The 17,900-nt window shown below is 48.2% G+C and carries 15 protein-coding genes, 21 tRNA genes and 1 other RNA gene; all 37 read right to left on the bottom strand.

Going from position 1 to position 17,900, the window contains the following annotated elements; translation table 11 throughout:
- Positions 1-2,476: hypothetical protein (locus KOO63_04230; GenBank protein MBU8921011.1), on the bottom strand; the 2,476-nt coding region annotated here is incomplete at its 3' end.
- 12 nt (positions 2,477-2,488) lie between these two features.
- Positions 2,489-2,980 carry a hypothetical protein gene (locus KOO63_04225; protein MBU8921010.1) on the bottom strand — a complete coding sequence of 164 codons (492 nt, stop codon included), beginning with the start codon at positions 2,978-2,980 and terminating at the stop codon, positions 2,489-2,491.
- 154 nt (positions 2,981-3,134) lie between these two features.
- Positions 3,135-3,482, bottom strand: a complete 348-nt coding sequence (locus KOO63_04220; GenBank protein ID MBU8921009.1) for a hypothetical protein — start codon at positions 3,480-3,482, stop codon at positions 3,135-3,137.
- A gap of 8 nt (positions 3,483-3,490) precedes the next feature.
- Positions 3,491-4,030 carry an HNH endonuclease gene (locus tag KOO63_04215; protein ID MBU8921008.1) on the bottom strand — a complete coding sequence of 180 codons (540 nt, stop codon included), beginning with the start codon at positions 4,028-4,030 and terminating at the stop codon, positions 3,491-3,493.
- A 24-nt stretch (positions 4,031-4,054) separates the two neighbouring features.
- Positions 4,055-4,186, bottom strand: coding sequence for a DUF5320 domain-containing protein (locus KOO63_04210; GenBank protein ID MBU8921007.1), 132 nt, complete (start codon positions 4,184-4,186; stop codon positions 4,055-4,057).
- Between the two features lie 21 nt (positions 4,187-4,207).
- Positions 4,208-4,293: transfer RNA gene (locus KOO63_04205), tRNA-Ser, on the bottom strand.
- A 107-nt stretch (positions 4,294-4,400) separates the two neighbouring features.
- Positions 4,401-4,482: transfer RNA gene (locus KOO63_04200), tRNA-Ser, on the bottom strand.
- A 3-nt stretch (positions 4,483-4,485) separates the two neighbouring features.
- Positions 4,486-4,569 (bottom strand) — tRNA-Ser (locus tag KOO63_04195).
- A gap of 3 nt (positions 4,570-4,572) precedes the next feature.
- Positions 4,573-4,656 (bottom strand) — tRNA-Ser (locus KOO63_04190).
- Between the two features lie 425 nt (positions 4,657-5,081).
- Positions 5,082-5,150 (bottom strand) — tRNA-OTHER (locus tag KOO63_04185).
- Between the two features lie 195 nt (positions 5,151-5,345).
- Positions 5,346-5,418 (bottom strand) — tRNA-Thr (locus KOO63_04180).
- 88 nt (positions 5,419-5,506) lie between these two features.
- Positions 5,507-5,579, bottom strand: a tRNA-Thr gene (locus KOO63_04175).
- 109 nt (positions 5,580-5,688) lie between these two features.
- Positions 5,689-5,769: transfer RNA gene (locus tag KOO63_04170), tRNA-Leu, on the bottom strand.
- Between the two features lie 7 nt (positions 5,770-5,776).
- Entirely contained in the window at positions 5,777-7,171 is a 1,395-nt protein-coding gene (locus KOO63_04165) for a glycosyltransferase family 4 protein (GenBank protein MBU8921006.1), read from the bottom strand.
- A gap of 32 nt (positions 7,172-7,203) precedes the next feature.
- A tRNA-Leu gene (locus tag KOO63_04160) sits at positions 7,204-7,285 on the bottom strand.
- A gap of 3 nt (positions 7,286-7,288) precedes the next feature.
- Positions 7,289-7,360: transfer RNA gene (locus tag KOO63_04155), tRNA-Thr, on the bottom strand.
- A gap of 5 nt (positions 7,361-7,365) precedes the next feature.
- Positions 7,366-7,449 (bottom strand) — tRNA-Leu (locus KOO63_04150).
- A gap of 61 nt (positions 7,450-7,510) precedes the next feature.
- Positions 7,511-7,583: transfer RNA gene (locus tag KOO63_04145), tRNA-Ile, on the bottom strand.
- A gap of 711 nt (positions 7,584-8,294) precedes the next feature.
- Positions 8,295-8,367, bottom strand: a tRNA-Glu gene (locus KOO63_04140).
- A 381-nt stretch (positions 8,368-8,748) separates the two neighbouring features.
- Positions 8,749-9,104, bottom strand: a transfer-messenger RNA (tmRNA) gene (gene ssrA, locus KOO63_04135).
- A gap of 302 nt (positions 9,105-9,406) precedes the next feature.
- Positions 9,407-9,479, bottom strand: a tRNA-Ile gene (locus KOO63_04130).
- Positions 9,480-9,567: 88 nt separating this feature from the next.
- Positions 9,568-9,639, bottom strand: a tRNA-Gln gene (locus KOO63_04125).
- A 302-nt stretch (positions 9,640-9,941) separates the two neighbouring features.
- Positions 9,942-10,014, bottom strand: a tRNA-Pro gene (locus tag KOO63_04120).
- A 4-nt stretch (positions 10,015-10,018) separates the two neighbouring features.
- A tRNA-Val gene (locus KOO63_04115) sits at positions 10,019-10,093 on the bottom strand.
- Positions 10,094-10,486: 393 nt separating this feature from the next.
- A tRNA-OTHER gene (locus KOO63_04110) sits at positions 10,487-10,559 on the bottom strand.
- An 82-nt stretch (positions 10,560-10,641) separates the two neighbouring features.
- Entirely contained in the window at positions 10,642-11,385 is a 744-nt protein-coding gene (locus KOO63_04105) for a VWA domain-containing protein (GenBank protein MBU8921005.1), read from the bottom strand.
- Between the two features lie 52 nt (positions 11,386-11,437).
- Positions 11,438-11,510 (bottom strand) — tRNA-Phe (locus KOO63_04100).
- 3 nt (positions 11,511-11,513) lie between these two features.
- Positions 11,514-11,584, bottom strand: a tRNA-Trp gene (locus KOO63_04095).
- 11 nt (positions 11,585-11,595) lie between these two features.
- Positions 11,596-11,668, bottom strand: a tRNA-Arg gene (locus tag KOO63_04090).
- Between the two features lie 6 nt (positions 11,669-11,674).
- Positions 11,675-11,887, bottom strand: a complete 213-nt coding sequence (locus tag KOO63_04085) for a hypothetical protein (GenBank protein ID MBU8921004.1) — start codon at positions 11,885-11,887, stop codon at positions 11,675-11,677.
- Positions 11,884-12,687: a glycosyltransferase gene (locus tag KOO63_04080; GenBank protein ID MBU8921003.1), complete on the bottom strand. Its 804-nt coding sequence runs from the start codon at positions 12,685-12,687 to the stop codon at positions 11,884-11,886. The genes KOO63_04085 and KOO63_04080 overlap by 4 nt, the downstream gene beginning before the upstream one ends.
- A gap of 69 nt (positions 12,688-12,756) precedes the next feature.
- The gene (locus KOO63_04075) at positions 12,757-13,557 is read right to left on the bottom strand and encodes a hypothetical protein (protein ID MBU8921002.1); all 801 of its coding nucleotides are present in this window, start codon (positions 13,555-13,557) and stop codon (positions 12,757-12,759) included.
- Positions 13,550-14,347, bottom strand: a complete 798-nt coding sequence (locus tag KOO63_04070) for a hypothetical protein (protein MBU8921001.1) — start codon at positions 14,345-14,347, stop codon at positions 13,550-13,552. The genes KOO63_04075 and KOO63_04070 overlap by 8 nt, the downstream gene beginning before the upstream one ends.
- A 420-nt stretch (positions 14,348-14,767) precedes the next feature.
- Positions 14,768-15,121: a hypothetical protein gene (locus tag KOO63_04065; protein ID MBU8921000.1), complete on the bottom strand. Its 354-nt coding sequence runs from the start codon at positions 15,119-15,121 to the stop codon at positions 14,768-14,770.
- On the bottom strand, positions 15,118-16,272 hold the full coding sequence (locus KOO63_04060) for an RpiB/LacA/LacB family sugar-phosphate isomerase (protein ID MBU8920999.1): 1,155 nt from the start codon (positions 16,270-16,272) through the stop codon (positions 15,118-15,120). The genes KOO63_04065 and KOO63_04060 overlap by 4 nt, the downstream gene beginning before the upstream one ends.
- Complete coding sequence (locus KOO63_04055) at positions 16,260-16,967, bottom strand: hypothetical protein (GenBank protein ID MBU8920998.1); 708 nt, start codon at positions 16,965-16,967, stop codon at positions 16,260-16,262. Before KOO63_04055 ends, KOO63_04060 begins: the two co-directional genes overlap by 13 nt.
- Positions 16,939-17,484 (bottom strand): hypothetical protein, encoded by a 546-nt coding sequence (locus KOO63_04050; protein MBU8920997.1) that lies wholly within the window; start codon positions 17,482-17,484, stop codon positions 16,939-16,941. The genes KOO63_04055 and KOO63_04050 overlap by 29 nt, the downstream gene beginning before the upstream one ends.
- Positions 17,485-17,900 lie beyond the last annotated feature (416 nt).

The raw sequence follows: 17,900 nt of genomic DNA, 5'->3' as shown, positions 1-17,900 counted from the left end.
AGTCAGTTACCACGTTGTCTAGTGATGTATAAGTGATAGACAGCCCGGCCACTGGTTTTCCTCCGAACTGACTGTCCAGCGTTGCTAGGTTAATGTCTTCTTTTGGCTCATAACTAGGAATCTCACTGTAAGAAGTAGCCCGTATACTGCTAATAGCCTCAGACACGGTGTACTTCTCTGTGTATCCCACTACCCAGGCCTGAACATCGTCCGTAACGGTGCCGTATGCCGAGTCAGCTACAGTTATCGGATCGCGGGGTTCCATTATTGGGATCAAAGTGTGAGTAAATTCAGGTGCCGGAGCTGGCGCACACTGGCGTACCAACAGCGTCTGTGCTACCCAGTCAGCGTAGTCTTGATCAGCAATTTTATCGTCCACTATGATGGTTGACAGTTTGGTTCCTACGTAATTGTCGGTAGTAGGGTCCCAAATACTGCCGGGATCGGCTCCCACTGCTACTGCGAACTCGCTCGAAGGGTTGTTTGGGTTACGAAACTTCGCACTGTCGGTCACTGCGGACTTGCGCTTACCTATAACCACAACTCTATTGCGAGCGTCTGTTGCTTGAGAGTCGGTAACCAAGCTCAGTGCAGCCTTGTTGGTCTTAAAGGACTCCGCGTACTGGCTTGTTGCTGGGTCATGATCGTACAGCAACAGTGTATCCAGCCACCACTGCGTTCCCTCGCCTTCAGATAACTCTACAACGTAACAACGCCAATCACCTGTATGCAGCGTCACAATGGCAGCGTTGTCGCCGCTCAAAGTGAAACGATCATCGTACAAGAAGGTGCCTGTGGTGTCTCCAGCTAGAGATATGTCCATTGTACCTGCACTGGCCACCGTTCCAGAATTTACACCATCTCCGTAGTACACTGTATAGTCTACTTCACCCAGATCTTCGTGTCTACCTACAACCAAGTCGATTCGTGACGCATATACTTTGTTGGTCGCAGTGAAAGAACTGGTCAGATTCTGGTAAAATCCTCCATATGCACCAGCATTGAAAACTGATGAGCCTTCAGTGATTTCAGACGCACGGTGAGGATTGTTTCGTGAGCTCAACACAAAGTCACCAGACCCATTTACTCGGAAATCATAGCCCAACCCATCCGCCAAAGCCCGCACCCAATCAATCACCGTTTTAGCAGTATCGGGACCGTAAATGTAGGCTTCGTCAGCAGACTTATGCTCATTGAAGCCCAAGCCTGAGTTGCCGTATCGTGACTGTCGTTGAAGAGTGATCAGATCTCCACTCACACTGGTAGCGTTGAACAATTTGGACTTGGTTCCGGCGAATAAGTCTTCTTTATCAGTCAGCGTACCAGCATTGTTGTATTGTCGTACAGCAGCGAAGCGCTTTGGGTCCACGCCTGCTTTGTAACACAAATCTTTGATAGCATGTTCTAAAGGCCAGGCGTCATATGCTGGAATGTCTTGTACAGGCTCCGAAGAAGTCTCTTTCTTGAAGTAACCAAAGGTAAGATAGCTCATGCGATCTGGGTAGTTCTCAACTTGGGCCATCGCAAGACGACGATCTGTAGAGAAGCACTCAACTGTAATTTTGCCATCACTCTCTTGGAAGTTGTTCAAGTACCCCGTGAATCGGTCATACAGCTCACCCTGAAATCCCCCACTCAAAGTGACTAAGTTGTACCTTCTTAGTGTGTGCGTATCAGTGCCGTCGTAGTGTTGTATAACCCGAGGTGAATTGCTTACTGACCAACCCAGTGTCTCATCACTGGAGGCCAATGGTACAGTAAACTTCATGGTTGAAGCGTCGTTAGGACTGTTTACCGACAAGTCGGCCGACGTCACGCGCGGCAGTGTGACACCAGGCGTCTCTGCCTCGTAAGGCAACAAGGAAGCCGAGATAACCGGAGCTTCACGGTACATAGCTGTGGTAGGGGTAGTGTCAGTCACAGTTGGTTGTGGAATATACTTACCTACGATGCCGCCCCATGCTTCGTTTAGCTGCCAGTAATAGATCTCTATGACATCGTCTTCAGTTACGTCGAGAAGAGAGGTGTACCGGATCGAATCAGTATCCAAAGGAGCCCCAGCAAGTACGATGGTACCGTCATGGATCACTTTGACAGAACCGCTACCGGCGAAGCCCAGCCATATGTCGCCTGTTCCTTCTAACCAGGAGGAATCCGCTGCTATCTTGCCCCTCCAGTAGAGTACTGCTCGTCGGGCCGTAGTGATACCTATAGGTGCACCAGATTCCCAGTACTCTGACACTAACGGAGCTCGTCCCCAGCCATCAAAGACTGGAGTAACGTTGTCAGTAAAGTACGTATCAGCACTGATCGCTGGCTCAGCCACCATATCTGCATGTGTAAAGGACGCATCAGGAGCTCCTAGTTTGAAGCCAATACCGTCCTCAGTGACAGTGGTGCTGGAGTTTGTCCAATCCACCTGCCAGTCTATTAATTGATAGGTATTATATGTTCCCGAATCAAGTAGCGCTAGCATAAAATTCCACCTCTAGAAAACATTCCAGGTATTATCGTCTATCACAAACGACAAACGAGTTTCGTCGTACTTGACATTCCCACCCTCATGCGCTACATTCTGCGTGACGTCTACTACTTTGACACGAATGTAATCTTCATTCAACGTCCATACTCCAGCTGCAAATTCCAGTTTGCCGAAGTTGTTGCTGACATCCTCTTTGAGGAATACCCACGGGGATTTGGGGGTATCTTCCTGTAAGCGCAGCTTGTAATGCAGCTGTAATAGCTGACTAAACAATGCTGGATACCTATTGACCGTATAACGGTAATTTTTCCAGACCCAATGGCGAATACGCTCGTCTTTTAGGGGTGCCTGAACTACCACATTTCCGTCTTGGGAAACGTGTGTAGTAGTTTCAAATCTATTGGGGTAATCAGGGTAGGTAGGGCCCGGAGTCAGCAGACTCGCAGTTCCAAGATTAATCAAACCGGCCGAATCGGCCTCAGCAACATAAAATCCCACAGCTACCTCCTAACACTGCAGGCAGGCAGGATACGCTCTAAAATGCCTGTTCCCGCAACCGCGTAGTAACTACTTCCTGTGAGAGCGCCCTATAAATAAGTCCTCTTGACCGAGGGTTTTACGCAAAGAAAAAGCGTACTTTGTTCAAGTACGCTCATTCTCCAGGCAGTTTCCAATTATTTAGTCTCCAGGTAGCCAAAAACGCTGTCGCTAAGCGGTCATAGATGTTCTTGCCTGAAGGTTCATCGTCAATGTCCTTGTCAATCAAGGTTAGATCGGCATCATCCTCTAGTTTGTGCAGTAATTCGTGAATAAAGACCTGCCACTGGGCATGAGTTGGCAGCCAGTTGCCGACATAAATCACCGGCGGCTCTTGGCTTGCATCATACAGTCCTCGTACTTCGAAAGCATCAGCATCGAAGCCTGGAGGTGCTACTTTTACTGTGGTATCAGTTATTACGCCTTTTATCTTGGAAGGAATCTTGGGCCAGGGAGCGTTCATTCAATCTCCTATGCATGCATACCCAATATTTCCTCAGCCAGCTGTAGCTGCTCCGCAGATAGCTTATTCTTGCCCCGAATGACCCACGTTGATGGTGCGGTCGGTCGTGTTAGTAGTTTCAAACCGGCCTCGGCTGGGGTACGGTTGTTTTTGTCGTGATTACACGTTGAACAAGCAGTAGTTACGTTAGTCCAGACGTCAGGACCTCCACGATCGCGCGGGATTATGTGGTCCCTGGTCAGTTTTTCCCAACTCTCGAGATCAGACTTATACCTGCCGCAGTACTGGCAGCGATGGTTGTCTCTTCGGAAGAGGTTCGGGTTGGCCAGCTTCTCTGACTTGAACTGAAGACTGTCAGGCTTGACGTAGTGGTACAGTATTGCTACTAGAGGAGCGTTAATGGTTTGGTGCACCGAACGATAAGGTCTTGAGTCATCTTCCACCCACACCCACGCCTTTTCTTGGTACACCAACGCGATAGCTTCTTCAGGTGTGATTACCCCTAGAGGTTGGTACGCCGAATTTAGTACTAAAGTACTCCTGGACATCGTTCATCCATTCTGTCAAATATTTTAGGATTTGCGTCCCTGTCTGCGACCTTTTCCTAGGCCTCGTCCTTTATTACTAGCGCCTTTACAGTTTCCTTCTTTTCTTCCGGTCTTTGGGCCCTTTCCTTCTGGACCTGTTCCGTCTTTCTTGGGCATACTGCCTCCTTTTAGAGTCAACGGAAACAGTGGGAGTCGAACCCACAAGGCCTGTTAGGACCGGCGCCTTTCCAGGGCGCTGCCGTCTCCGATCGGCTGGTGCTTCCAAGACCGGAAGAGGCAGAGGGCTGTCTGTTTATCCTCTAGTGTCACCTTTGTATCAGTATTACGCCGTCGCGCAACCCGTTACAAGGTCTACCAACCTGCCGGTTTACGGAGAATGAGGGAGTCGAACCCCCAAACCTTTCGGCTGTCTGGTTTCAAACCAGGTGAGCCCACCTATGCTCAGATTCTCCAAGAGGAAGTGACAGGACTTGAACCTGCAAAGCCCGTAGGCCGTACCCGCGTTCGAAACGGGCCCCTCAACCATTCGGATCACTTCCGTACGGATGGTGCAGGATTCGAACCTGCAAAGGGCGGTAGCCCTGACGGTTTAGCAAACCGCTCCAATACCATTATGGGAACCATCCAAAGATTCCGCAAGTCAGACTCACGGAACCCGTGATCTTAACTTACAAGTACTAACTGTTTCATCTGCTGCGACAAGATCTTACCTTGACGCCGTGCTTGCAATAACACCCGCAGATGCATTTTGTTCACATATCGTTGTCCCTGTAGCCAACCTGATTTCGCATCGTGCGGCTTAGACAACGTAATACGTAACTTCTTCTGCTCTTCACTTCGTAGTTTCCAAACACGTTTCCATTCGGCTCGCCATAATAGGTATGAGCTTTTACTATCGAATTGTAACAACTGTCCTCCAGCTGCCATCTCACCAGTCTTAGTATTCACAGCCCTCCAAACACTATTACGGTACACTTCTCTTAGCCGTTCATCTGAAAACAAATCCTTCTACGTCATGTTCCCTCCTGGTTTGGTTTATACTGCACTGCCAATGCCCCGATGGGAGTCGAACCCATGATTCACCGAGTTAGAAACGGCTGCCACCCTCGTGGACGGGGCAGTGTCGCTACAGTTTCTTAACAATCCAAGCCTTTAGTCGGTGCCACCAGTACCAACGTTTCATGTACCCATCAAACCTGACGTTTCCGCATTTAGGACACCCTCCTACTATCTGAGACGGCCGGTACACTTTGCCGCACAACACACATTTCATCCTCATTACGAATCGTGCCATCTTTACTCCCCTTTTCAGGTAAGCCGATGAAGGGATTCGAACCCTTGACCTTTCGCTTACGAAACGAATGCTCTTCCAGTTGAGCTACACCGGCAAAGGGATGCGGAACACGCCGCTGCCTGGCCTTTAGGTCAGTTATTCAGCATTGTATCGTTGGGGATCGGTCCAACGCCCGCATCCCAAGCCTTCCGAGGGATTCGAACCCCCATCTAATGCCTTACAAGGGCATCGCTTTAGCCATTAAGCTAGGAAGGCTAAAAACTCTTTCCTTCTTTTCGTCGTAACCGACGCATATATCGACCGTTACCTTTATTCATAATTCCTCGTATAAACCAGCGCTCTGCCATTGAGCTACGTCGGCAAATGTCTCTGGAGGGAGTCGAACCCTCACCCCCGAAAGGACTAGCTTTTGAAACTAGCGCGGCTGCCGTTACGCCACAGAGACATTACTTCTATGAAAACTGCATTTTCTTAGCGTTCTTCAACTTCTGTACGCCGTCATGAGTTAAGGCTACCTCACCAGACTTGGGCGGCTTTCCTGCTGAGGCTTTGAACAGCTTATCAAACTGCTTACCTACATTCTCCCATTTGTATTCAGGTCTCTGCGTAACAGCCAAACAATCCGCTCCGACCTTCGCAAGTTTGAGCCTATCTTCGTACAGCTCATTCAACAACGAAGCAGCATGCGAAGAGTCGATCACTGCTTGCATGGTGTTGATCATCGACATCTCATGTCGCACTTCAGCAACATCAATCAGCAGGCCGGTACCTTCCCAGATCTCTTTTGTTGCTGACCAATCCGGTACGATCTGTGCTGTTCCGCAAGCTGCGCCTTCGAAGTTCGTCAATCCCCAACCCTCACCACCACACGTATTAATCTGAACATCAAAGCTGTTGTAGATATAGTTAAGCTCTTCTTCTGTGGCCCGTGCACCATCGAACAACGCATGCGTCATTATAATCTTATCATCCACACCGTAGTATACGCCTAATTGATGTAGATCCCATCCGCGAGGATCATTTCGCACACAATGTAAGATCAATCGGGCATCAGGTTTGTCTTCCGCAAATTTAGCAAAAGCTCTGATAGTCAGATCTTGACGTTTCCGGGACTGGTTGCGGTTTACATTGCCCACAACAAACCAATCTTTTTGTATCTTCAATTTCTCTCTAGCGTCAGCTGTCGGCACTGGGTGGAAAATTGATACGTCCACTCCGTGAGGTATGACCGTGTATCCTTCTGGTTTGCACAGCTGACGTAATCGTTTCACCGGCACAATCACCTGGCCTCCACCAACTTTGTCACCAACTTTATCATTCATTCCGCCGATCTCCACAGTTATGAAGTTCAGCAGATCCAAATCAGATTGAGCAGCCTGCTCCTGCACTGTCTTCCAGGCTTCTTTAGCTGCCCTCATTGACTCTTGTACGCCGAACTCTGTGTAGCATGCTGTCGCTGTTGTAGCGCCCATACCTAGCATGTACTGTCCTTTAATATTCGGCGCATCTACTGGGTAATATGCAACTACACCTGGAGCGTTCTGAGGAAGTCTCGGTAGATATTGTGAAATGTTCCAAAAGTCTTGAAACAAAAACAACACGTCCGGTTTCACTTCTTCGTAGAACTGACTGACATAGCCTATTCCAAGAAAGTCTCCGCCCAAACGTGCTGGCCACATTGACAACTTCTTTGACCATTCATTTGGTTTGCCGTCGAAGTTGATTCCTAAAATTTCTATGTCGTACTCACCGGATTCTTGCAGTGCCCACGCTATGTTATGTGTGACTGTTGAAAATCCTGTCGGCGATCCTGCATCCGCCACTATTCCTAGCTTCAACTTCGCCATGTTCTTCCCCTTGCAAAAGGTATTGTGTACCATGCCCCTGGAGGGATTCGAACCCACACGCCCGAAAGCAGCAGGGCTTAAGCCTGCCGTGCCTACCAATTACACCACAGAGGCGCAAGCTACCGATGGGAGTCGAACCCATATCCTTCCGCTTACCAAGCGAACGCTTTACCGTTAAGCTACAGCAGCGATAATGCCCCTGGAGGGAGTCGAACCCCCACACCCTTGCGAGCAACAGGGCCTAAACCTGTCGTGTCTACCATTTCCACCACAGAGGCATAGTCCGTCTGGAGGGACCCGAACCCTCTATTCCGGTTTATAAGACTTATCTTACTAAAATACGCCGAGTAGGAATTGAACCTACGACCTGAGCCTTATAAGGACCCTGCTCTCACCACTGAGCTACCGGCGCGCGTTCCTAATCCGTAACTTACGGCCCACTTCTTGACTGCGTTCCCACTGACGTCGAACATTCTACCCAGTTGCGACCAACCATTTACTGTCATCAGTAACGCTAAATTGTGCTTCGAAGGTCTTTCTACTTTTCGTGCCGCTTTGCCCGAGCACTGCGTGCTACAGTATTTAGCATCGACACGTCTAGCATGAAATAATTTGCCACAAGTCAAACACTCTTTGTTAGGCAATCTTGCTCTTTCTTGGTACAGGTGTTCTTCTTTGTCTAACTGTTCGTGAACCTCCATATGACAGTTCATACATAGTAAATCGCACTTGTCCACTTCAGCGCAGAAGCTCTTCCACGAACGACAATGGCCTCCGCTTATGGAGAAAGACTTTTCTTCTGGGTTGCGATGATGAAACGTTAATGCCCTCTCGCATTTGTCATACCCACACAGCTCACACTTACCGCCTTTGTAGGCTATAGCTCGTCTTTTATAGACATAACGTCGTATGTTAGACATTTCTAAATCCTCTCGGCGTGTATAACCACGTTCACCACAGACGGTTAGCTATTCCATGTACCTTCGAGCTCAGCTGCTTTTCGGGCTGCTGATCTGCGTCTGAATACAACAAAAGAACCAACCGGTATACCAATAGCTACTAGAACCATTAACACTTTTAATGCAGTCTCTAGCATACATACTCCTTGTTTGTGGTTTACTTATAGTCCATAGGAGAATCGAACTCCTGTCTTCAGGTTGAAAACCTGATGTCCTCGGCCACTAGACGAATGGACCTTAAAGGAACCGAACCCGCATTACTGGTAAGAAGAGCTACGCTACGACGACTTACAAACTTTCTTACCGACCGACACTGTGAGCCTATTGTAGCGGGCACCGGGGTGCAATCGGCCACATGCAGTGGTGTGACTTGGGGCCACAGGCCATATTGACTCACCTTATGGTGCTGCATCACTTCGGTTCCTAACTAGTAATATAACACATTGTACTACGTTTGTCAACCCCTGAGTTTAGGCAATTTCCTAGGTTCGTAGGGACTGCGTACCGTCGGCTGGGATCCAACCGTTCGCAACAGTTGGTCTACCGTAGCTTCCAATTCTATGATTCGCATCTCTAGCTCGCGTATCCTGTCTTCCACATTCCCTCCTAAGAGTAGTACAATGGAGGCGGCGGGATTCGAACCCGCGTCCAAGCGACTGTTCCACGACGACGTCTACTATGCATAGTCAGTTTGGGCTACTGACAGCCGTGCCTATCTACGTGTTAGGCCAACGCTGCAGTGGTTTTTCTTGTAGCCGATCTGCAAAGCGACTCCGAACCCGTTACAAAGCTGCGGGAAGCTCCCTTAATCGACACGAAACGGAACGTAGGGCGAACCGCGCGTGTGCCAAGGCATGTAGCCTCAACAGTTTCTTTCGTGTTTGCACTTATGGTTTTTGCGCTTTAACGATGCAGCCTTCGGCATAGCAATCATTGTTTCTGATGTTCACCTGTCGATTCCAAAGTTCGCCCCCAAAACCTTACTTACATGCCACGTCACCAGGTCCTAGTTTGAACGTGGTCGGCAAGTTGTATTTCGTTATCAAACGTCTAGCATTCCAATATGTGAATCCACCAAAAACCACTATGAAAGGGACGGTCAACCATGTGTTAACAAAAGCTAATCCTAACATACCTAAGAAACCACCAACCCACCATAGTCCTGCGTATCTCACAAAGGCCGGCCAATGTGTGTCCTCTACCCATTTACCATCCACATACACCATACGCTTTCCGTCTACTACTGATCGTGCTGCCATGTTGTCTCCTTTGTTAATGCGTCCGGAAGGACTCGAACCTTCTACTCAACTGTATCAGAGTTGTGTGATAACCGCGTTCACCACGGAGGCGTATAAGTGATCCTACCACCCGATATTTTGCCAAGCGCGCCAAGTTGCGTCGGAGCCGTACTGTTTGCCAGACATCCTCGGATCACTACTGCCTTACTAGGATTCGAACCTAGAGTCTTCTGGTCCAGAGCCAGACGTGTTGCCGTTACACTATAAGGCATTGCTTACGAACAAGGGGTCCACCAACGTGGACCTATGGCGTCAAACGTAATTCGTTATTCCTTTGGATAATCAAGTTAGACACCTTACTAGCTTCATTCAACAACCAGCTGTGGTAGAGGCACCAATTCTTCAGTTGCTTGTCGGCAAATTGTTCGTCCGAAATAGTGCCATCGTTATTAGCACAACATAGACACCACAACTCGTCTATTAAGATAAACTGATCCAGTAATAGCCCGCAGTGCTCACAAAAGATAGGCTCACTCATTTCCTCGATCTTCATGGTCACTCCTCTATGAATTATAGCACCGGTCAGATTCGAACTGACGCCCCCACGGTTCCAAACCGTGTGCTCTTGCCTCTAAGCTACGGCGCTATGATACTCCCGGATGGATTCGAACCACCGTCCCTCTGCGTGTAAAGCAGTCACTCTGGCCAGCCTGAGTTACGGGAGCATAAGATGTGGGGCTCATACGCTTCTTGTGCCGTTAGGGTTTCCACCGGTCCGGTACCACCGTCACGATGCCCCCACATCTAAGGTTTACGTCTAAGTCGTATTGGTCGTCGTGCTCTACTACGTACGTTAGCAGGACGTCGCCTGACCGCTGGTCGTGCTTGTCGGACAACGGGCTGTCGAACTACTACCGTCGGTGTTCGATACATGTACGGGCTGTATATCCACTGATCGTAGTACGACGCATTTCGATATACCGGGACATACACCACTCGCGGCCCAACAACACGAGCTCGTGCTGCAGTGTATGGAGCCATACAACCGAACGAAAACACTGCGACGAATAAAAGTAACAACATACGAAACTTTTTCATGTGTTCTCCTAGTTAGCGTATGGAGCATGTGGGAATCGAACCCACCACGAGGACCTTGCAAGGGTCCATCACTCCCCAGAGCTTACATACCCCATGTGACGCCGATTTTAATTAAAGGCTCGACGCCGGGCCCTGTCCTCAGGAGATCGTTATGCACTCCCTTAATATAACACCTTTAGGTCTGTTTGTCAACCCCTACATTGGTAATCGTTGTTGCGTCTGTTACTATAGAGTCGCCTGTGATAGTGGGCGAAAAATAGCACGACTTAGACGTCTCACCGGCCGCTCTAGCACCTAAATATGCTGATGTACTTGTGCACATAACATCATACACATATTCAGTACCTTTGGGCGTGTATTCCCAACTCAACACGTTGTTCTGACCGAAGAACTGCGTTACCTCGAACAGATTTTGATTAGCTCCAACATAAGCAAACGTCCATCGACCTGTATTTTTGAGTGCATTGATGCGATTCGCAATGCCAGGCTGATTCCACAATCTAGAAGCATTCTCTTGACCGTCGCTAATAACCAACACCAAGAAACCTACATCAGCTTCCTCCACGTCGAACTCTGCTAGCTCGTCTATAAGCCTTCCTACTCCATCGTACATCGGTGTATTGCCGCTAGGACGATAAGCACCTTTGTGTAGTGAGCGAACTTTCTTCGGATCGAGATTCAAAAACTCAGTGGTTACAGTGTTGTTACCGAACGTCACCAACGACATCTTGGTAGTTCCACCTTTGAGAGCGTCTGATTGTATCGTCTCCAGATGCTCGTTAAACCCACTCACAGTGGAGCCCAACAACTGCTGCATAGATCCACTTCGGTCTAGCGCGATGCCGATGTACGTGCGCTTGCCCATGCTCTTACGAGCTTTACACAGATTTCCGTCTCTACTATATAGTCTCTTAGCCATGATACTATCCTTTCATCATTCATCATTTCCCGTTCCCTTTCATCACAACCCATGACTGGAGAGGGAATCGAACCCCCGACGCCTAGGTCTTCAACCTAGCGCTCTACCCGCTGAGCTACCCAGTCCTACAGGTGGTGGAGGAATCGAACCCCCGTTGATCGGGTTGGAGCCGATCGTGTTACCACTACACCAACCACCCTTACGCCCTTACGCCCTTGGTAGGATTCGGACCTACGCATTTCGGCTTAGGAAACCGGAGCTCTGTCCACTGAGCTACAAGGGCACTGTCTTATTCGCGCATGAAGCCAGGAGGTGGCGGAGTTTTCACTTTAGGCTGCTCAACAGGCGCCTCCTCAACTACCTCTTCGTCTGGGACGAATGTGTTAACTTCGTCTATGATTATGCTGTTAGCTTGTTTACCGCGAAGCTCGTCGTCTTCAAGAGCTTCAATCTCACCAGCCTCGGCAGTGACATCTTCTTCAGACTTAAACCAGTTCATCATGCTATCTCCTGTTTCTCACCTAGAAACTGTTTACGTAACTGAGGTATATCTATTTCATCTGGCAACGAGCCGAAGATCTCCACAAACTTCTGTCTATTCGCCTCGAACCGCGCACCGGTGCATACGCCACCAGGTACCTGATTTTGTGACACAGAGCCAAAATGGATATACGGCGCCGCAGTAGTGCTAACTGCAACTAGGTCATGTATCTTTAGCATCGTGTGAAAGTGGTTATCCTCGAAGTAACAAGGAATAAACGCTTCTGAGAATCCTCCCACCTGCTCCCACGCTGCTGTACGCAACAACATACAAGAAAAATCAGGGTGGGGTGCCTCTGATGCCTCCTCCAGGGAGGGCAGAACCAACCCATTCAACATCGCTACTTGCATACTATCACGAACGTTGTGTGCTGTGACCAGCGCTTCGTCTCCCGCATGCAACCGTTCAACCAAGACATCTACCGTCTTTGGGTGGAACACAATATCGTTGTTGCAGAGTAGCACCGCTTCACACTCCAGATCCTTGAAATACTCCATCGCTAGGTTCCATCGGGCACCTAAACTAGGAACTGGAGGATCTAAGATCATAGAGAAACCCTGCATATTTCGATCTTCGGCAGGTACGTCAGCTGCAAAACCTGAAAACGCTTCGGCTGTCTCTGCTAAGAACGACTTTGTTCCATCGGAAGAGAAATCGTCCACTACTAGCACGTGATATTTGCTACTCACTTGCAAGGAGGCTAAGCACTCCTGTGTGTAATGAAGACAGTTTTTCACAAAGAATGCTACTCCTATGGTCATACGTCCTCCTTTATATAAGTCCCTTTATACCAGGCATTTACGCAACTATTAAATATAACACATTCTCACTCATTTGTCAACCCCCCAAAATACGGCATTTAGGAGCTCTTCCTGAAATCTTGGTGCTCGTGTTTCTTCGTGTGAACACGGCGGCGGATACGCAATCTCCAAGGTATTGGGCAGATGTAGACCGTGCTGCTCTCCGCACCCCTTTGACGTAAGTGTAACGATACGTTGGAGTTCCGGAAAGCCATTTGCCAATACCAATAGCCCAGAATAAAACCCTACAAACAGCTTAGCATGTGCCAGCAGAGGCAACACATCAAGCAGGTCGAGCTCTGCCATGTTATCTGAGGGGCTGTCAATATAATCTGCCATCGTACCCGTTTGCACTACCTGTATAGGACAATTCTCAATCATATATCTGTATGCGTCCCACATCGGTGGGTACCCTCTGGAGGCACAGTACCCCACTACTACGTAAGGATCGCTGTAGAACTTCTTATTTGGATACTTGTATACAGGATCAGGTACAGTCTCCAATCCTGCACAGCGTGCTGAGAACTTGTGTAAAGGCCCGCGCGGACATTGTGCATACCCCAGTTGGTATACTTTATCGTACTCCCCCACGACTGGCATCTCCCAAGGCTGTACTCCCTGCCCCTCTCCCATGATAATATACTCAGGAGGAACTACAAAGTCAACTATGTAATCTTGGTACAACAACAAACGCTCTAGAGGACGACACATCTCACTGGTGATGAAGGTAGCTTCAGCATCGTCCCGTTCACATATAGTCTGGATTGTGGGCAATGTGTACAGAGCGTCCCCTATCTTTCCAGGCATGCAGAATGCGTATTGCTTACTCATGATCGCGACCATTCATGTATGTCTTAAAAGACACAGAGTCATCCGAAAAATCTAATAATGTGTCGATACTACGCATTAGTTTATTGCGTTTACCATTCAATAGTTGAGTTTCTACGCCTAATGTGGCTTTGTCACTGTCCGATTTTGCCGACATCAAACGTTCCTGCAGATACCACAACTTCATGTTAGTTGTAATCAGCTCATCCAGCAAAACCCCTGGAGTCTTGTCGGACACTTTATGAAACTGATTCCAATAGATACGTTTGATCCAATCCCTGAACTGGGTTTCAGTTAGTGCCTTTTTTGCCGAGTTACATACAAAACAACACGGAACAAGGTTGTCTTGCACGTACCCTACGGTGTTATCCACCCTATCAAACCCAGAATACATAAACACTCGATCTTCGTCAGCGTCCGGCCTGTATCTTGGTGGTTTAGCTATGTTTGCGGGTTCTGAACCGCAGTAATGACAGGGCAGCACTATATTATCAAAAAACCACGGTTCTGGCACTGTAAACAATAATCCTTTGTGAGCGGCTGTGCTTTTATACTGACGTAGAACAGAATTCTTCGCAGCTTGATTGCCTTTCAGTTTACGAAACTCCTTAACAAAACAACCACAACTTTTTACTTTACCAGCAGTTAGGGTGTTTGAAAGATGATAAACCACTCCACCACAATCACAAACACACTCCCATAAGCGAATGTTTTGTATTTTGTGTTTCTTATTAGACAGACGCACAACCACTAACTTGCCGAACCGATGGCCTTGTATATTAGCCCTTTTCATAGCCACTCCGTCAAATCATCACTGCATACCCCAGCCACGCCAGCAATATTCGGTCGAGGTCCGATAGTCTGCTCTGGCATCACTGCTATTGAGTTTTCAGTTAGTTGTTGATTGGGTGATGTCCAGATGTAGCCCTTAGAAGTCAATGTACATGCACTACTAGTGTCTATGTAAAAACAATGTACACCCATACGTTGTAAAACATACAAAGTCTGAACGTCTTTAGCATGACACCATAGATTGTTGTGCTCAAAAAAATCATCAAACACCAAGTATTGGGAACCATAGTGCCCCAACCACAGGCCTCCGTCTGGACCTTTGAACCACACATCCACCTCTACATGTATCCCGAGTTGCAGCAATCCATATACTCTATTCGGATCGTTCTCGGTTCTTTCGTCTCGTCCTTTGATGTTACCTCTATGTGCAATCAGGATCATAGTAGTATTTATCCTTTGGTAGTGAGGGAACTTTGACCACGATTACCTGTGTGTCTCTTAGTATGATCGGTTCTACTATCTCGTTCGGCTCGACCACGAAGATATCTCCAGGGCCGAACATATGTATATTGTGCGTTGTGTAGTTGTACATCACAATCAAACCGCTTATCACTGCTGTGATTTCCGGAGCCTCTTTATGAAAATGGGCCTGTGGATTTTCACCGGCCTTATGTGTAGCGAAGCATACCTCAGCTTCGGAGGTGCGAAACGCCGTTGGCGCAAAGTCTCCTACGAACCATCCATTTTTCATGTCACCCATATGATAGGTTTTCACTGAGACCCCTGCAGTCTGTTCTGATGGCGCCCGCCGTCGAATGTATTTTGCTGCCAAGCACGAATAATATCTCCGACGTTGTCTGTGTACTTTGAGGACACGCTAAAGAAGTTTGCACAGTTATGACGGATAGCATGCTCCGCTGTGTACTCATCAAATACCAGTGCTGCTCGTATGCCCGGCACACTGTTAGCTGTGATGTTCACTCCTTGTCCTGTGCGACAAAAGCCCATCCCGAATAAGGTAGGATCACGAAGCACAAACTGACAGGCTGATCGTACAAATGCACTGTAGTCACAGTCTCTGAACGAGAACGTACCACAATCAATGGTTGATATGGACCACTCGGCTAGTAGCTCTTTGGTTCGTTCCTTGAGCTCGTATCCTGAATGATCTGCACATAGTACCACACGCTGCTCTGCGTTCGACATCGTACGTGTGCTCGCTGTCACAAAGAAGTCCATCTCCTCTGGAGTACCGAACAGGTGAATCTTAGGTACCTCCGAAGTGGTGATGAAGTGTCCTTGCGCCATTAGCTCATTGTACACAGGGCAGATGTAGAACTCGCCATTTGTACGAGTGTCTTCCTCTATCATCTTGGTAGCTGCTGCCACGAACGACTTCCCTCTAGCAAAAGCGTACACACCAGCTGCAGCGTTGGTACTGATCACACGCTTTTCGCGCGTTGTTGTCACTCGACCAACAGGGTCCTTTGCTACGTAGCTGTACGCAGGGTTGTTGGCCTTGAACGTTACTATGTGACCGTCCGCATCCCCACATATATCCTCCGACACTCGTAGGTGCGGCTCAAAATATGTATCAGGTGTGTATATGACTAGAGGATCGTCGTTGTCTATAAAACTCTTTGCAGCTAACACTGTCTCAGCTGCTCCACGAGTGAGCTCAGGTACGATAACCACTCTGCAATCTGCTCCGAACTTGTTCCTCAGCACTTCATCCATTGCGAAGTTTAGCCGCTGGTCTTCTCGCATGATAAAGATTGTACGAACGCCTGGTCCACGTTTGAGACAGCTCATAGACCACTCGATGTTGGTCTTGTCTCCTACCATAATCAACTGCTTGGGCATGTCGTAGCCTACTTCTTTGAAACGACTACCAGCTCCTGCAACAGGGACGACTAGATTAAGCATTGTTCCTCCAGCAATAGGTCCTCAGTAATACTGCATAGCTCATCTAGAGGTAATTCGCCATCCAACTCGATAAGATGTTTGATGGCTACGGCAGCTAATATGTCGCCTGCCCCTAGGGTGAATTTGATGTGCGGATTCTGCGGAACGGTGTAACTAGCGTTGTTCCATGTTGTGTAAACTCTGTCTGGTCTATGTACAATAGCCTTAAGGCCGTCTACGTTATAGTTGTCTTCTTCTGACACGAACACGTAATCAAACAACTCAAGCGGTGTATTAGGTGCGCGCACTCCAGCTAGATCGGCCGACAAGATACATCCAGCATCCTTCAGCTCATGAAGACTTCGAGGTAGTGGTTCCAGCGCGTCGATGTAGGCAAAGTGATGCCAGTGTGTATTGCCTGCATACATGCCGACATTAAACAGCTTGTTGCTGCCCTTCCAGTCGACGATGCTGGTACGAGTACTGTTAGCTGTGTTGATCAGTATCACTATCTTGTTTATAGCGATCGCCGGATTCAGTACCACCTCGCACTGAGGCATACCCAAGCGACATAACGCTCTCTCTAGATTGTGTATTCCTCCAGGTCTCGAGAACGCCTTGCTAGCTAGATTGTTAGCGCCCTCTACTGGGTAATCTTCTACTACATAGATATAATCCTTCGTCGCGTTACCGTGCAGCGTGACTCCATCCCTCATGGCTGTCTATCTCCACTAGAAGTTTAATGTCTTGTTTGGTTATCGGCAACATAAAACGTTCAACTATCTCTTGCACTAGTCCTTCTCCGCCATACGACTCTAGTACCACTGACACAGAGCTCTGTACTAGAGCGGCCGCGTCTACAGGACAAAAAGACTTGTCACATAGCTCTAGCCATTCAATGTCAAAAACATCGTCCCCGACTCCCCACACCACATCATTAGCACTAAGACCGTAATGCTTACGTACTACCTGAAAGGCTTCCTTCTTGTTGATCCGGTTATAGGCATCACGAGACACGAAACAATCAATGTTGCGGTCCTTAGCCAAAGCTGCATTACCTGCATCGGCCGTCAGGAAACATACCTTGCTGCCCTTGGATTTCAAGATCTTCATAGCCGTGAAATCCTTGTCACTGAAGGACTTACTTACTGGTTTGCCGTTGACATACTGCTTAGTCCCGTCCGTCAACACTCCATCCACATCCAGTACAACTAGCTTGGGATATATGATCATGCGTGGTACTCCGTGAAAAGGTTTAAGTACGCCTGCTTTATCCAGGCTAGGAATTGCTCGTGTAACATCTGACCTTTTGCGTAATTACATGTCTTGCAACAAGTGACCACATTGTCGAGTGTATAACCGACAGCGTTATTTACTCTGTCCAGACCGTTATACGTGTACGAGTCTTTCCAAGATGGATTCCTAATAACCTGATTAGGTTCACAGCCGCAATACGAACAACGTTGCTTAGTCAAGTCGTACATATCAGCACGTGATAATCGAAACTCTAAACCGCGTCTCTTAGCACCCTTACGATAGTCTGCATATAAACCATTAAAAGCGGAAGGGTAGCCGTTGTTTTTGTAGTGCGCACACCCGCACGATTTGTTGTGTCCTGTTGTCAGTTGGTTCACATCAAGAAAGCATAT

Source organism: Candidatus Latescibacterota bacterium (assembly GCA_019038625.1).
Lineage (GTDB): Bacteria > Krumholzibacteriota > Krumholzibacteriia > Krumholzibacteriales > Krumholzibacteriaceae > JAGLYV01.
The sequence above is the reverse complement of the archived record's forward strand: the minus strand, read 5'-3'. Positions and strand labels throughout refer to the sequence as shown.

Excerpts from the sequence above, each read along its gene's own strand:
- KOO63_04210 (MBU8921007.1), bottom strand. The coding sequence starts at position 4,186 with ATGCCCAAGAAAGACGGAACAGGTCCAGAAGGAAAGGGCCCAAAGACC.
- KOO63_04075 (MBU8921002.1), bottom strand. The coding sequence starts at position 13,557 with ATGAGTAAGCAATACGCATTCTGCATGCCTGGAAAGATAGGGGACGCT.
- KOO63_04165 (MBU8921006.1), bottom strand. The coding sequence starts at position 7,171 with ATGGCGAAGTTGAAGCTAGGAATAGTGGCGGATGCAGGATCGCCGACA.
- KOO63_04050 (MBU8920997.1), bottom strand. The coding sequence starts at position 17,484 with ATGATCATATATCCCAAGCTAGTTGTACTGGATGTGGATGGAGTGTTG.
- KOO63_04220 (MBU8921009.1), bottom strand. The coding sequence starts at position 3,482 with ATGAACGCTCCCTGGCCCAAGATTCCTTCCAAGATAAAAGGCGTAATA.
- KOO63_04070 (MBU8921001.1), bottom strand. The coding sequence starts at position 14,347 with ATGAAAAGGGCTAATATACAAGGCCATCGGTTCGGCAAGTTAGTGGTT.
- KOO63_04085 (MBU8921004.1), bottom strand. The coding sequence starts at position 11,887 with ATGATGAACTGGTTTAAGTCTGAAGAAGATGTCACTGCCGAGGCTGGT.
- KOO63_04080 (MBU8921003.1), bottom strand. The coding sequence starts at position 12,687 with ATGACCATAGGAGTAGCATTCTTTGTGAAAAACTGTCTTCATTACACA.
- KOO63_04105 (MBU8921005.1), bottom strand. The coding sequence starts at position 11,385 with ATGGCTAAGAGACTATATAGTAGAGACGGAAATCTGTGTAAAGCTCGT.
- KOO63_04055 (MBU8920998.1), bottom strand. The coding sequence starts at position 16,967 with ATGAGGGATGGAGTCACGCTGCACGGTAACGCGACGAAGGATTATATC.
- KOO63_04215 (MBU8921008.1), bottom strand. The coding sequence starts at position 4,030 with ATGTCCAGGAGTACTTTAGTACTAAATTCGGCGTACCAACCTCTAGGG.
- KOO63_04060 (MBU8920999.1), bottom strand. The coding sequence starts at position 16,272 with ATGCTTAATCTAGTCGTCCCTGTTGCAGGAGCTGGTAGTCGTTTCAAA.